This is a genomic window from Corallococcus macrosporus DSM 14697 (assembly GCF_002305895.1).
Classification (GTDB): domain Bacteria; phylum Myxococcota; class Myxococcia; order Myxococcales; family Myxococcaceae; genus Myxococcus; species Myxococcus macrosporus.
Genome location: NZ_CP022203.1, coordinates 3,311,989 through 3,325,875, shown reverse-complemented (window position 1 = coordinate 3,325,875; position 13,887 = coordinate 3,311,989). Strand labels below are relative to the sequence as shown.

The following is a 13,887-nucleotide window of genomic DNA, read 5'->3' as shown; positions in this document are numbered from 1 at the left end:
TTTACGCGCGGGCCTCGATTGGTACATTCGTTTGTTCCCATGGCACCGATAGGCAATGCCTATGATGGCGGCCATGGAACTGCGCCACCTCCGCTACTTCTCCGCCGTCGCGGACACCCTGCACTTCGGGCGGGCCGCCAGGCGCGTCCACGTCTCGCAGCCCACCCTGTCGCAGCAGGTTCGCCAGCTCGAGGAGGAGCTCGGCGCGCCCCTCTTCGAGCGCGCCCGGAGCGGCGTGCGGTTGACTCAGGCGGGCGAGCTGTTCCGCACCTACGCCTCGCGAGCGCTGGAGGACGTGGACGCGGGCCGCTCCGCCGTGGGCGCGCTGCGGGGCCTCACCACCGGCGCCCTGCGCGTGGGCTACCCGCCCAGCATGCGAGGCGTCGTGCTGCCCGCGCTCTCCGCGGTGCTGCGCAAGCACCCGGGGCTGGTGCTGAGCGCGGAGGAGGCCGTGGTGCGGCGTGTGGAGCGGCGGCTGGCGGATGGCCGTCTCGACGTGGGTTTGGGCTACGCCCCCGCGCGCTCACCGGACCTGGAGGCGGAGCCCGTCTTCGACAGCAAGCTGGCGCTGGTGGTCGCCAAGGGGCACGCCCTGGCGAGGCTGGAGAGCGTGGGCGCCAGGCCCCTGGCCCAGGAGCCCTTCGCCCTGCTCTCCCGGGGGCTTCGCGTCCGGGCTCGGGTGGATGCGTACTTCGCCGCCATCCGCATCGCGCCGCACGTGGCGCTGGAGTCGAACGCCGTGGCGACGGTGCTGGCCACCGTCCGCGCGGGGCTCGCGGTGACGGTGCTCCCGGAGCCCCAGCTCGCGGACGCCGCGGGGCTGGTGGTGAAGCGGCTCTCCCCTGCCCCACGCGCCGAGCTGGCGGCGCTCCTGTGGCGAAAGGGCGCGCCGCGCACGCCGGCCGCGGAGCTGTTCGCGGCGGAGGTGCGCGGCGCCAGGCGCCCGGGCCGGCGGTGAGCTCGCCTCAGCGCGTGTCGGGGAGCTGCGTGTAGTCGTGGAAGTTGCCGTGCAGCCGCTCACCGGGCTCGCCCTCGGTGACGGCCTGGACCAGGTACCTGCCGCCCACGAAGCACCCCTTCCACGAGCCGCCGATGCCGCCGAAGACCTCTTCCCGGTCTCCCCGCGAGCGCGGGGCGTTGTGGCCCACCTTGAAGGCGCGCAGCTCGCTGGCGACGCGGCGGTACGTGTCCGGCTCGTCGCAGGCGATGGAGGCGACGAGGGAGCCGTTGGACACGTTCATCTCCGCGACGAGCTCCTCCTCGCTGTCCACCACGACGAGCGTGTCCACGGGGCCAAAGGGCTCGCCGTGGTAGAGCTTGCAGTTGCGCGGCACGTGCAGCAGCGCGTGTGGCGCCAGGTACGCGGAGACGTCCTGGTCCGGCAGGAAGCGCTCTGAATCCAGCCGCCCGGCGAACAGCGGCACGGCGCCGCGGCCCTCCGCCTCGCTCATGTGGCCGTGCAGCTCCTCGACCTTCTGGCTGTTGATGAGCGGGCCGAAGTCGAGCGCGGGCGGCTCGCCCTCCAGCGACTCCGCCAGCAGCGGGTGGCCCACCTTCAGCGCGGAGACCACGGGCAGGTACGTCTCCAGGAAGCGCGGCATCAGGCTGCGCTCCACCACGAAGCGCGGGTACGCGGTGCAGCGCTGCTTGCCGTACTCGAAGCCCTTCTTGAGCTGCTTCGCCAGCCCCTCCCAGTCGCTGAAGTGCCAGATGCCGTAGGCGTTCACGCCCTCCATCTCCAGCATGTAGCGCTTGTTGCGGTCATAGAGGCTGGCCGCGATGTCCCGCCCGTTCGCCTTGCCGCCCACGAAGGACAGGCAGGCGATTTCGGGGTTGCGCACCAGCGCGTCGCTGAGCTGCCCACCCGAGCCGCTGATGAGCGACACGGGCAGCCCGCAGCGGCGCGCGAGCGCCATGCAGAGCGTCAGCGAGAAGAGCCCGCCATCCGTGGGCGTCTTGGCGATGGCGCTGTTGCCCACGAGCACCTGGACCAGCACGGCGTGGACCAGCACCGACAGCGGGTAGTTCCACGAGGCGATGTTGGAGATGAGCCCCAGCGGACGGCGGCCCTCCACCATGGGCTCGATTTGAGAGACGTACCACTCCACGCCGGTGATGCAGCGGTCCACGCTGACGCGCGCCTGCGGCACGGGCTTGCCAATCTCCCAGGCCAGGATGAGGGCCAGCAGCTCGCGTTGCTCCCGCAGCAGGGACAGACATTGGCTGACCCGCTCCTTGCGGGCGTCGAGGTCCTGGTTCGCCCAGGTCCGCGACTCCGCGGCGGCGGCGCTCGCGGCGATGCGCGCCGTGTCGGCGTCAATCATGGGCAGACGGCCCAGGACGGTGCCGTCCACCGGGGACAGGTAGGGCTTTCCCTTCCCGGGATGCCCCCATTCCCCCGCGATGAGGTTGAGCACTCGACCCGCCGGGTCGAACGCCTCGGGAACGAGCGCCCGGATTCGGCGCTCCAGGTTGGACCACTCCGCGTAAGCAGGCACCGCACTCACCATGGGCACGCCCTCCCCCGGAAGGAGACCAGGCCGACACTCCATCCGGCACCGGCACATTGCGTCAAGGTGAGGGCCGGTTGGGCGCGCGGCAACCGCCGCCCCACGGCCACGGCTTGCGTCGCTTTTCACGCGATGCGCTCGCGCGTTTCGTTCCAGGTGGTTCCTTGACCTGACGGATTCCGGTGCAAACTGACTACTCAGGAAGTAGCCTCCTGCGTCCTATGGGGCTTCCTTCTCTGAATCCGGCCCGTCTCCCGCCTGGGACCTGGGTGGGCCCATGGCGGCTCATGGACCTGCGGGGCCGGGGGGCGTACGGCGCCGTCTACCGGGCCCGGGATGTGACGGGCACGCGCATCGTGGCCCTCAAGCTGGCGCTGCATGCTCGGGACGAGCGCTTCGCGCGCGAGGCGGAGCTGCTGTCCCGCATCCACCACCCCGCCGTGCCCCGGCTGCGAGCAAGCGGGGACTGGCAACCCGCCAAGGGGCCGCCCCATCCCTACCTGGCCATGGACTGGGTGGAGGGCACGCCGCTCTATGACTGGGCCCGCGAGCACGGCCCCACGTCGCGGCAGGTGATGGTCCTGCTCGCGAGGTTGGCGCGGGCGCTGGAGGCCACGCACGCGGCGGGAGGCCTGCACCGGGACGTCAAGGGGCACAACGTGCTGGTGCGCGAGGAGGATGGGCAGGCGTTCCTCATCGACTTCGGCTCCAGTCACTACGTGGGCGCCGCGACGCAGACGAGCTCGCCGTTTCCGCCGGGCACGCCCGCCTACCGCTCCCCGGAAGCGTGGCGCTTCGTCGCCGGTGACGCCGCGGCGCCCTACGCCCCGGGACAGGCGGATGACGTCTTCGCCCTGGGCGTCACGGCGTTCCGGGTGATTTCGGGGCGCTATCCCCCGTCGACGCATCCGGAGGTGGCGGAGTCGCGGTTCTGGCACGCAGAGGGCGCCCAGGCACCGTCGCCACGAGACAGCAACGGACACTGCTGCCTGGCGTTGAGCGCGCTGGTGTCACGCATGCTGGCTCCGGGGCTCCACGCGCGAGGTACGGCACGCGAGCTGGCGGAGGCGATGGAGCGCGCGGTGGCGCAGGCAGGGCCTGAGGCGGATGTGCCGCTCAGGGTGGGCGGTGCCCCTCGGTCCCGGGCAGCGGCGCAGTGGAATGGACGTTCCATTCCGCGTCGCGCCCGGCGGAGGCGGTGGCCGTGGGTCGCCATCGTTGGCCTGGGAGGGCCCCTCGTGCTGAGCCTCGGCTGGGGGGCCCGTGCGGGGGCCTCGGTCACCATGGCGCCCGGGCCCACGGTCGTGGCCGAAGAGGCGACGGACGGTGGCACCGTGGCCGTGGGGGACAGCGTGTTTTCGGCGCCCGTTGCGACCGCCCAGACGCCCTCCGCCTGGTCCACCATTGCGCTGGACTTGCCACCACGCCCCTTCCCCGGCCAGACACGCCCCGATGCATCCGGCCGATGCCCACGGAAGGTTCACATCCCCATTCACGGGGGCTGCTGGGTGAAGCTCGCCGTGGATCCCAAGGACTGTGCCGAAGATGGGTATGTGTACAAAGGCGACTGCTACCTACCCGCGTTCCCCTCAGCACGGCCCGCCACGTCCAGCCCCGCGCACTGCCCTGTTCATCACTGAAGCGCAAGACACGGAACCCCCGAACGCCGGCCCCCTCTCCGGCGATGCGTTCTGCGAGCCGCGAAGCGGAAGCGCCGAACCGAACAGCGCCTGGCCGAAGTCGCGCGGCGCGGAGTCCGCCTGCCCGCCCCCCGTGTCGCTTCGGCAAGGCGGAGCGCCGCGGCATATCCTGCCTGGGATGGAGCCCACCTACACAGTCACCGCCGTGCGCCACCGGGGCGAGCTGGAGCACATCCTGGCGCTGCAACAGAAGAACCTGAAGCAGGCGCTGTCCGCGGACGAGCTGCACACGCAGGGGTTCGTCACGGTCCAGCACGACCTGTCCGCGCTGGAGCGGATGCACGCCATGGCGCCCAGCATCGTCGCCCACCAGGACGGCGCACTGGTGGCCTACGCCCTGACGATGCCGCGCGAGGCCCGCGCGTTGGCGCCCGTCCTGGAGCCGATGTTCACGCTCTTCGACTCGCTCCAGTTCCGGGGCAAGCCCCTGAGCGGCTTCCGCTTCTACGTGATGGGGCAGATCTGCGTCGACAAGGCGCACCGGGGACGGGGCCTGTTCGACCGGCTCTACCAGCAGCACCGGGAGCACTTCCGGGACCGGTACGACCTCATCGTCACCGAGGTGTCCGTGCGCAACCACCGCTCGATGCGCGCGCACGAGCGGGTCGGCTTCGAGACGATCCACACCTACCGGGACGCGACGGACGAGTGGGCCGTGGTCGCCTGGGACTGGGCATCGCCACGTCCCCCGAACGCCGCGGGCTGAGCACCGGACCCGCCGGGCGCAGGGTCGCGCAGGGAGTGAACCACTGCCCCCGGTGCACGAGCCGTGACAGGTGCCGCCACGGGCCGCGCCGACGAATGCCGCTCGCGCCGTCGCCAAAGTGACGTATCACGTCCAAAACAGACACCACGCAAATCTAATCCCTCATCATGCGTTCACGTGCCAACAGCGCGCGGCACACACGGCATCGGGCAAGGACGCGCGGGGTTGTCCCAGAGGAGAAAGGCACCCTATCGCGACGGAAAGAGGGCGCCAGGCACACCTGGAGTGCAGCAGGGGCGGGCACACATTTGTGACGCGAAATACATGGATCTGGATTGCCAGAAACATGAGCTTTTGGTGTATTGAGCCGCCTCACTCCGCTGTCCCCCCTATCAGGAGTTCCCTCGATGCGTCGTTATGTTGGATCTGCCTTCCTCGCCGCGGGTCTGCTCGCCGGCTGCGGTCCCAGCGAAACCGAAACGTCCACGCAGCAGCCCCAGGAGCAGCAGGCGCACGGGCTGCTCACGGAGACGGACGTGGACGTGGCCGCCGAGTGCCAGGGCATCATCGCTTTCGCCAACAGTGCCACCTACGCGAAGCTGGACCAGTACCTGCCCAGCAACGTGGTCGACAATCTGGTCGCGGCTCGCGCGGCGCAGCCCTTCGTGTCCCTGGCGGACGTCTCCGCCGTGCGTCTGGTCGGTCCGGCGCGCCTGCAGCAGCTCGAGCAGGGCGCCCGGAGCGAGGACTACATCGACGCGGACTGCTACGGCATCGTGGAGGGTCTGGCGGTGTCGCAGGATGACGCGGCCGCCATCCGGACGCTGGTGAACAGCGTCAGCTTCACCGAGCTGTACACCATCATGCCCTACGCCTGGAACGGCGCGCAGAACCTGGCCAACCAGCGCCCGTTCAGCAACGTTGACGCCATCGGCGCCACGTCGGGCGTCGGTGAAGTGGGCTTCCGCAACCTCCGCAACGCCGCCACGCTGAGCCGTCCGTTCGAGGCGCTCGTCGCCGCGGTGAACGCCCTGCCGGGTTCGCACGGGGGCGTGTTCATGGCGCGCCACTTCGACTGGTGGGCGAACCTCAACGGCCAGCACTACAACTTCGGCATCCACGAGTGCTACGGCGACAAGACGGAGCAGTTCACGAACCCGAACATCCCGGGGCAGCACCGCGGTGCTGACGCCGACGGCGCCGAGGTTCGCGCCCACGTCGCGGCGTTCGTCAACGCCGCCGACCGCTTCGGCACGCTGGACCCGGCCGTGAAGGCCGCCGGCCTGGCCAACCTGGCCGCCCTGACCGAGGGCCGCTCGTTCTTCGGTTGCTCCTACGGCTTCGCGCCGGACCCCTGGAGCGGCCACAGCGGGACGTTCTTCATCGACACCGAGAACGGCTTCGGCGTGTACACGGACTCGTACTGGGTGGAGTGATTCCCCCGTGTTCCGGACGGGGCTGAACGGCCCGTCCGGGGCACAGCAGATGTGAATCAAGCCCCAGGCGCGTTCGGGCCTGGGGCCCACGCCCAGCCCGGGTTGCCGCCGCGAGGCTGTCGTGTTTCGTGGCGCTCGACTCCGGCGAGCATGGGTCCGCGTCAAAGCAGGGTGATTCCTCCAGGTGGAGGTGCCGAAGACGAGGTCCCTCGTCGAGGTGCTGTTCAGAGCGTATAGCCCCCGTCGCTCAGCAAGGTCGTGCCTGTCGTCAGGGCGCAGTCATCCGACAGCAGGAAGGCAATCTGACGCGCGACCTCCTCGGGGCTGGCATAGCGGCCCAGCGGGGTCGCGAGTGCCGCCAGTTCGGCGAACGCCTCATCGCGCCCGACCTTCGCCACCCGTTCCGCGAACATCGGGACGGCATCCCAGACAGGCGTCTCGACGCCCGCGGGCGCGATGGCGTTGACACGAATCCGGTCGGCGGCGCCCTCCTTCGCCGCCACCTTCACCAGGTGAATCAGCGCCGCCTTCGACGCGCCATACGCCGCGACGCCCGGCTCGGGCTTCACGCCCGCGGCAGAGGCCGTCGCGACGATGGAGCCGCCGCGCCCCTTCATCGCGCGCATCGCTGCGCGCAGCGTCAGGAACGCACCGTCCAGGTTGATGGACAGGATGCGGCGCCATTGCTCGAACGCGTGGTCGACGATGGTCGATGCCCCCGCGACGCCCGCGTTGACCACGGCATGGTCAAGCCCCGCCAGCCTTGGCGCCAGGGCCTCCCAGAATGCCTCGTCTCGCACGTCCCCCACGGCCCGGTCGACCGCGCAGGGAAGCGCCACCTGCGCCAGCGCCTCCTGCGAGAGGTCGACCAGAATCAGCCGTGCGGCGCCTTGCTCGGCGAGCTGCCGCGCCACCCCCAGCCCGATGCCAGAAGCAGCGCCCGTCACGAGCGCGGTTCGATGGGTGAATGTCGCCATCACCCTTACCAACCGCGCTCTTCGAGCGAAGTCGAGCGACGCCGCCCTGATGGGGGAGCAGGCGTCGACGCTGTTCGCGGACGTCAGGGGCAGAGCCGTTCGACCGACTCAAGCCGCACCGTTCCGTCGACGTTCGGGTCGTTCGTCTGGTCGCCAATCGCAATCGTGCCAGTCTTCGTGAAGTCCCCCATCGTCGTCAGTGTCGCCGGCACGTACGCCTCGCAGGCGTTCACCGGATTCGGGGATTCGGGTTCACCCCAAGGAGCGGGGTTCGCTCCATGGCCCCTGATGCAAACCACGATCGCAGTGGAGCGAACGGACACGGGCAGAAGCGACGTGGAGCCTTGAGCGCCTCAAGGCTCCATCACTTTCCTCATGCGTCAGCCAACCGGCTTCGCTTCAATGATGGCATAGCCATGAACCAGCTCGAGGGTCCTCGTCAGCTCGAGCCCGGCTTGCGCGAACAAGGCCTGGAACTCCTTCGCGGTGCGCTCCTTGCTGCCGAACATCGCCATCATCGTCAGGTCGATGAACATCTGGAAGCCGGACAGCTTCTGCTCCGGGATGAGCTGTTCGATAAGCAGCAGCTTTGAATCCTCCCGCATCGCCTGACGGCAGGTCTTCAAGATTCGCACAGCCTGGTCGTCCGCCCAGTCGTGGATGATCATCTTCATCATGTAGACGTCATGCCCCGCTGGCACCGACTCGAAGAAGCTCCCACCGACGGGCTCGCAGCGGCTCGCGACGCCGCCCTTTTCAATGGTGGCCTTCGCCACCTCGACGACAGGCGGCAGCTCGAACAGCACGCCGCGCAGGTGCGGGTGGGCATTCAGAAGCTGCACGAGGAGCGAACCCTCACCACCCGCCACGTCGACGACCGTCCGCACCTTCGAGAAGTCATAGCGCTCCGCCACCACCTGGGAGCCGCTGATGGCGGAGAATGAGGTCATCGCCTTGTTGAAGGTCTCCCCCGCCTCCGGGCGGCTGGATAGGAACTCGAAGAAGGACTGGCCATGGGCCCGCTCGAACCCGGGCTGCCCCGACTTGACGGCATGCGGAAGCTGCTCCCAGGTCCGCCAGAACCAGTCGGAGTTCACCAGCGTCAGATAGCCCCACAGCGAGTCTGGCTGGTCGGAGCGCAGCGTCTGGGACAACGGCGTCGAGCCGAAGCGGCCTTCTTCCGTCTCGGAGAAGACCCCCACGCTGGAGAGCGCACGCAGGACCCGGAGCAAGGAGTCCTCGTGCATCTCCGTGTCGCGTGCCAGCTCGGCCGCGGTTCGGGGACCCTCCATCAAGCGGTCCGGGATGCGCAGCTTCGCCACGGTGTGCAGCGCCTGTGGAAGCCAGTAGGCCGTGAACATCTGCAGCATGGTTTCCTGCGGCGTAGGCTGTTGCGATTGCATCGGTATGAACTCCCGGCCAGGTTTTTCCAAGGAACTTGGAAATACTACTTCACCCGGGAAACCCTATACGCAGGCCATGCCCTCGCGGAGGAAGCGACACGCCTGGTGTACCCTTCCGAGGCAACGGGAGCAGAGACATCATGCAATCTCAGAGAGGTAAGGTCCTGAGGCAGGTGACGATTGTCATCGCGCTCATCGGACTCGCAGTGGTGGTGGTGACGGGAGCGGCGACCTTCTTCGGAGGCACCAAGGTGCGCCCGCTCTTCGGCATGTCCGCGGATGCGCTCGCGGGCACGTCCATCAAGGACCGCACCATGAGGATCACACCGGAGCCTGACGCGGGCATCGCGCAGATGTCGGATGCCGGTGACGCAGCGACCGCGGCCACGCCATGAGCAGCCTGACGGCCATTGGCGGAATGGTGCTGTCCTTCGGGGTACTCGCGTTCATCTTCTGGCCGCTGGAGAAGGCGTGGGCCGCGCGTCCCGGACAGCCGCTGCTACGCTCCGGCTTCCGCACCGACCTCGCCTACTTCGTCGCGCAGTACCTCGTCCTCGCGCCGCTCGCCCTGGTCGTCCTGAACGGCGTGGAGACGCTCTGCCAGGTGGAAGCGCTCACCGGGCTCCAGTCCACCGTCGCACGGCAACCCTGGTGGCTCCAGGCGATTGAAGCGGTGGTGCTATGCGACGTGCTCGTCTACGGCTTCCATCGCCTGTCCCATCAAGTGGACTTCCTCTGGCGCTTCCACGCCGTCCACCACTCAGCGGAGCACCTTGACTGGATCGCCGCGCACCGCGAGCACCCTGTCGACGGCTTGCTCACCCAGCTCGTGGTGAACCTCCCCGCGATGCTGATGGGATTCCCGCTCACGACGCTGGCCATGCTCATCGCCTTCCGCGGGATGTGGGCCATCTTCATCCACTCCAACGTGCGGCTGCCGCTGGGCCCCCTGGGCTTCCTCTTCGGCGCGCCCGAACTGCACCACTGGCACCACGCGCGCGCGCGGCAGACGCGGCATAACTTCGGCAACCTCGCCCCCTGGACGGACTGGCTCTTCGGCACCTACCACCGGCCCACCGGCCCCGAGGAGTATCCGCTCGGGCTCGTGGAGCCGTATCCCCGGCGCTTCCTCTCGCAGTTGCTCGCGCCAGCGACGCGGACGGAGGACGAAAGCACGGAGCGCCCCACGGAAGGCGCCATCAAAGCGCCGCGGCCCTGAGGGCTCACTCGCACGCCGTGGCCCTCCGCCAGAAACGAAAAAGGCCCCCGAGTCTTTCGACTCGGAGGCCTGATTCGGAGTGCCCAGGGCGGGATTCGAACCCGACACGAGGGGTTGGAAAACCTCAGGCAGGACGCACCCTTACCCGCCATCCCCTTGACTTTACTCGGGTTCGCCATCCCGTCCCACCCTGTCCCACCTAATTCCGTCTGACTCCGCGCCGGAGGGGCACATGGCAGCGGCACTGTGCCACAGGGACTTTCGCGTCCCGCCCTGATGGATACGGCCCTTTACGGTTCGTCCCTTATGAGTCCAGGGAAGAGCGCCGGCTGCTCTCGGATGGCCCGGAGGGCCTGACGGAAAGCGTCCCACACCTCGTTGTCGGGCCGTCCGAAGTCGACCGCGCCCAGCACCCGTCCCTTGCGGTCCTTCGCTTTTGCCGGGTTGCGCTGGAGGACCGCCCGATGCTGGAGCGAGAAGCGGCTTAGGTCGACCTTGGGACGCCTAGTATGTGCGATGTACAGCCGACGGTGTGTGTCTCGCAGGTGCGCCGGGTCCATGCACCGAGACCACGACCCCTGGCGCTCGATGACAAGACCGGCCTCCCGAACGGCTCGAAGCAGTTCCTCTCGCGTGATCGGCATGCAGCCTCCTATGGGCCCGCTCAGCCCGCCCAAGGTTCGAGACGTACAACGGGAACTCGCTGGTGGCGAGCCAACCGGTGGCAGCGACCGGGCGGAGCCGAAGAAGGAGCGGCGGATGCCAGCCGACCTACCCGCTCCATCTTTCGAAATCCGAGGGCACCAGTGGGTATCAGCACATGAGCCCGGGAATTCCTCCCGGCCCCCCGGAGTCCCTCATGGTCTTCCTCCCCATCATCGCCAACAACCTCGGTAAAATCGCCGCTGCGGCTGCAACCACCTTAGGCATCGTGGGCTACGTCAACCGCGGGCGGATCAGCCGCTGGCTCGCGGATGAAGAGCCCGCCCACAAGGAGCGGAAGTTGGGGCACCTCCAGGACGCAGCGGGCGTGCTTGAGACGGCCGAGTCGCTCAAGAACCTCCGTGGCCAGCTGGCCCCGGATGAGTTGGACAGGAAGCACACGGAGCTCTTGGACAAGCTCACCGCGATGAACACCAAGACGATGAGCGACTTCAGGGTGCTCATCAACGAGGCGCAGTCGGAGGTCATCACCTCCATGGCCGAGTTCGAGGGCCAGCCTGACGCCCAGCGGAGCGAGACGAGAGCTCTTGGCGAGGAGCTGCGTGAGGCAGTGGCGGACCTGGCACGCCGGCAAGACACGGTGGAGCAGTTCCTCAACGGGAAAGACCGAGGAGAGGTCTTCGCCGTGCCCGGGCGCCAGCGCACCGCCGCCGAGCCCCCGCGCAGGCAGGAGGAGATGGGCAAGAAGCCCGCCCCCAACAGCAAGCGCAGGGGCAACGGCCCAACAGGGCCCGACTCGCGCCCGGCCTTAAGCGTCCAGCGAAGTTCATCCCCCTACTCGCGCCCCGTCGGCGCGCTGCTTTCAAGCGCGTCACGCGGGGCTCCGGCCTCCGTGCGCGCCCCCCCGCCCCCCCCCGCATGGGTCGTGTCCGCTCGCGAATTGACGCCCCACCAGCCACTTCGCACGTCACACAAGACATGACCTCCGCCGTCTCGGCGGTGCTGGCCAACATGAGGGTGCGCTCGGACAGGAAGCCGAGGGCGGGCGTCGCCCCCCGGCGCCCGCTTTTTTTGTATGCGGCTGCCCCTCTTCTGGCGGGGCCCCATGGCGAGCGCCGCAGCGCATCATGCGCCCGCAGCAGCCAAGCAGAGTGCCTCCCTACAACCTCAGCAAGCAGGGTGCGATGAGCGGCTCTCATTCCGCCACCGGTACGAGTTCCCATGCACACAGGAGTCGCCTCCAACAGCCCGATCCCCCTCCGATCAGCCAGATCACCGACTTGCGGCTCTGGTAGAAGTGCCGTCACATGGCCAACAGCATCGCGCCGGAACATCTGGACGAAATTCTCGGAATCCAGCTCGTCCTCGCCTGGGCGGGCGAATCCCCTGGAGGCGAGCACCCGCGACTCGGCTGGTGGAAGACAGACCTCATTGACGCCGAAGCAGGTGGAGACCTGTGGAAGCGCCTCTTGCCGCGGACCCACCGCTGGGCCGGGCTCGACGCATCGCGTCGTGCAGCGCGCTTGACCGACGAGCACCTCCGCAAGACAAACGCGCGCGCCGACGACATGCTCACACTCTTCCACTTCGGCTTCGAACTCGACGAAGCATTGGACGAGCGCCTCGCGCACCACAGGCTCAACGCGCATCCACTAATCGAGGTCCTGCCCCTGCTCCACGTCACGACCCAAGCGCTGGACAAGGACGCGCTCCACGCCCAGCTCTCCACTCCCAGTCTCGACACCTCCTTCACGGTCCTGCCAGCGGGCCGCCAACTCAAGCGCATCGCCACGGGTGGCCCGCAGCTGCTCGCCCGAAGGCTCGCCTGCGCCATGCTGAAAGATGCACCCGCGAGCTATCCCCTCCCCTTCGTCCTGAACGAGACCTCCCGTGGCGAACGCTGAAGTCCAGGCGATTCACACGCGCATCCTCCGCCTGACGCTCGCCGTTCAGGAGTCGCGGGCCTACTGGGAGGCGGTCGAGCCCGAAGTTCAAGGTGCGGCCCGCGTCGAGCGCGCTTTTTCTGAACGCTGGTTCGGCAACAAGAGCCTTGCTCGGGTGAAGCTGCTTCTCGCCAACTTCGCCGTCCGCTTCGACCAGTTCCCTGAGGCGCTCGCCACCTTGCGCCGCTGGCGTCCCGCTGACGTCGGAACGCGACCGCTCATGTGTCACTGGCACCTCCAGCTCGCGGACCCGCTCTACCGCGCCTTCACCGGCACCTGGATCCCGGGCCGCCTCGCGGACGGGCGCCGCGAGTTCGACAGCGACACGGTGGTGCGCTGGGTGGGCGAGTTCGCACGGTCCGAGTGGGCGCCGGCCACCCGCTATGGCTTCGCCAACAAGCTCATCCGTGCGGCGCACGAGGCGGGCCTGGTGTCCGGCGCCCTGCGCGGTCCTCGCACAGCCCTCGTCCCACAAGTCTCCGACGAGGCCCTGGGGTACGTCATCCGGCTCCTCCAGGTCGTTCATCACGCAGGTACCTGGCAGGACAACCCGTACCTCCGCTCCGTCGGGCTCACCCAGGACGCGCTTGATGCCCGGCTCCGACGGCTGCCAGACGTAAGCTTCCGGCGCATGGGAGACCTCGTGGAGTTGCAAACGACACCGTTGGAAGCGTTCGCATGACCGACGACCTCTTCACCCCCCTGGGGCTTGATGCGGCCGTGGCCTCGCTCGAAAAGGACTTGGTCGCTCCGGATGGCCCCAGCATCAGCACGATGCGCAACCACAACTTCGCCATCCTCCTCTACCTACCGGCGAAGGAGTACCAACTGCGCCAGCGCGTGCGGCAGATGGTCGGCCGGCTCGAAGCGGACAGCTGGGCCGTGCTCCGCCTGGCGCTGCACGAGCTGATCCTCGACCGCCTCGAAGGCGAACTCGGGCTCCAGGGCGTGCAGGAGCTCATCGAGCGAGAACGCCGACTCTACGCTCGCTCGCCCGAGCGCGCATTGAAGGACCTCCAGCAGCGGATGTCTTCGTACATCGACGGCTCCCAAGGGCTCGTGGAGGACGTGGCCCAGCGCATCGCCGACTTCCGGAAGAAGCACCCGGATGCAAAGGAGCGCACCCTCGTCCTGCTCGGGCGAGCGGGAGCGCTCTACCCCTTCTTCCGCTCGTCGGCGCTGTTGAAGCAGCTCGGCGGGCGCACGGAGAACGTGCCCGTCGTGTTGCTCTACCCTGGCGAGCGGCGCGAGGGCGGCCTCTCATTCATGCAGGAACTGACGCCGGATCGCGACTACCGGCCACGCATCTACGCGTGAAGGAGCACTCCCC

13 protein-coding genes are annotated in these 13,887 nt (G+C 68.5%); 10 read left to right on the top strand and 3 right to left on the bottom strand.

Annotated elements, in window-relative coordinates:
• Window positions 1–73 precede the first annotated feature (73 nt).
• The gene (locus tag MYMAC_RS14070; RefSeq protein ID WP_095961581.1) at window positions 74–958 is read left to right on the top strand and encodes a LysR substrate-binding domain-containing protein; all 885 of its coding nucleotides are present in this window, start codon (window positions 74–76) and stop codon (window positions 956–958) included.
• Window positions 959–965: 7 nt separating this feature from the next.
• On the opposite strand, the gene MYMAC_RS14065 is transcribed toward MYMAC_RS14070, so the two are convergent.
• Window positions 966–2,510 carry an aldehyde dehydrogenase family protein gene (locus MYMAC_RS14065; RefSeq protein WP_013939424.1) on the bottom strand — a complete coding sequence of 515 codons (1,545 nt, stop codon included), beginning with the start codon at window positions 2,508–2,510 and terminating at the stop codon, window positions 966–968.
• A 287-nt stretch (window positions 2,511–2,797) separates the two neighbouring features.
• Here MYMAC_RS14065 and MYMAC_RS14060 point away from each other — a divergent pair, with 287 nt between their 5' ends.
• The 3 genes from MYMAC_RS14060 to MYMAC_RS14050 all read left to right on the top strand — a co-directional run bounded on the left by MYMAC_RS14060 (window position 2,798) and on the right by MYMAC_RS14050 (window position 6,352).
• Window positions 2,798–4,150, top strand: a complete 1,353-nt coding sequence (locus tag MYMAC_RS14060) for a serine/threonine-protein kinase (RefSeq protein WP_095958457.1) — start codon at window positions 2,798–2,800, stop codon at window positions 4,148–4,150.
• A 178-nt stretch (window positions 4,151–4,328) separates the two neighbouring features.
• Window positions 4,329–4,916 (top strand): GNAT family N-acetyltransferase, encoded by a 588-nt coding sequence (locus MYMAC_RS14055; protein ID WP_095958456.1) that lies wholly within the window; start codon window positions 4,329–4,331, stop codon window positions 4,914–4,916.
• 407 nt (window positions 4,917–5,323) lie between these two features.
• Entirely contained in the window at window positions 5,324–6,352 is a 1,029-nt protein-coding gene (locus MYMAC_RS14050; protein WP_095958455.1) for a helix-hairpin-helix domain-containing protein, read from the top strand.
• A 224-nt stretch (window positions 6,353–6,576) separates the two neighbouring features.
• Here the strand turns inward: MYMAC_RS14050 and MYMAC_RS14045 are convergent, their stop codons facing one another.
• A complete protein-coding gene (locus tag MYMAC_RS14045; protein WP_204817601.1) occupies window positions 6,577–7,329 on the bottom strand; it encodes an SDR family NAD(P)-dependent oxidoreductase in 753 nt (250 codons plus the stop codon).
• Between the two features lie 380 nt (window positions 7,330–7,709).
• Window positions 7,710–8,699 (bottom strand): methyltransferase, encoded by a 990-nt coding sequence (locus MYMAC_RS14040; protein ID WP_170114733.1) that lies wholly within the window; start codon window positions 8,697–8,699, stop codon window positions 7,710–7,712.
• 173 nt (window positions 8,700–8,872) lie between these two features.
• On the opposite strand from MYMAC_RS14040, the gene MYMAC_RS14035 reads away from it, so the two are divergent.
• From MYMAC_RS14035 to MYMAC_RS14005, 6 genes are all read left to right on the top strand, one after another.
• Window positions 8,873–9,127 carry a hypothetical protein gene (locus MYMAC_RS14035; RefSeq protein ID WP_095958452.1) on the top strand — a complete coding sequence of 85 codons (255 nt, stop codon included), beginning with the start codon at window positions 8,873–8,875 and terminating at the stop codon, window positions 9,125–9,127.
• Window positions 9,124–9,951 carry a sterol desaturase family protein gene (locus MYMAC_RS14030; protein ID WP_095958451.1) on the top strand — a complete coding sequence of 276 codons (828 nt, stop codon included), beginning with the start codon at window positions 9,124–9,126 and terminating at the stop codon, window positions 9,949–9,951. Before MYMAC_RS14035 ends, MYMAC_RS14030 begins: the two co-directional genes overlap by 4 nt.
• Window positions 9,952–10,810: 859 nt before the next feature.
• Window positions 10,811–11,596, top strand: a complete 786-nt coding sequence (locus MYMAC_RS14020) for a hypothetical protein (RefSeq protein WP_095958449.1) — start codon at window positions 10,811–10,813, stop codon at window positions 11,594–11,596.
• A gap of 325 nt (window positions 11,597–11,921) precedes the next feature.
• Window positions 11,922–12,518 carry a BREX-6 system BrxE protein gene (gene brxE, locus MYMAC_RS14015; protein ID WP_095958448.1) on the top strand — a complete coding sequence of 199 codons (597 nt, stop codon included), beginning with the start codon at window positions 11,922–11,924 and terminating at the stop codon, window positions 12,516–12,518.
• Window positions 12,505–13,239 (top strand): DUF1819 domain-containing protein, encoded by a 735-nt coding sequence (locus MYMAC_RS14010; protein WP_095958447.1) that lies wholly within the window; start codon window positions 12,505–12,507, stop codon window positions 13,237–13,239. The genes brxE and MYMAC_RS14010 overlap by 14 nt, the downstream gene beginning before the upstream one ends.
• Window positions 13,236–13,874 carry a BREX protein BrxB domain-containing protein gene (locus MYMAC_RS14005; protein ID WP_095958446.1) on the top strand — a complete coding sequence of 213 codons (639 nt, stop codon included), beginning with the start codon at window positions 13,236–13,238 and terminating at the stop codon, window positions 13,872–13,874. Before MYMAC_RS14010 ends, MYMAC_RS14005 begins: the two co-directional genes overlap by 4 nt.
• The last annotated feature ends 13 nt before the right edge of the window (window positions 13,875–13,887 follow it).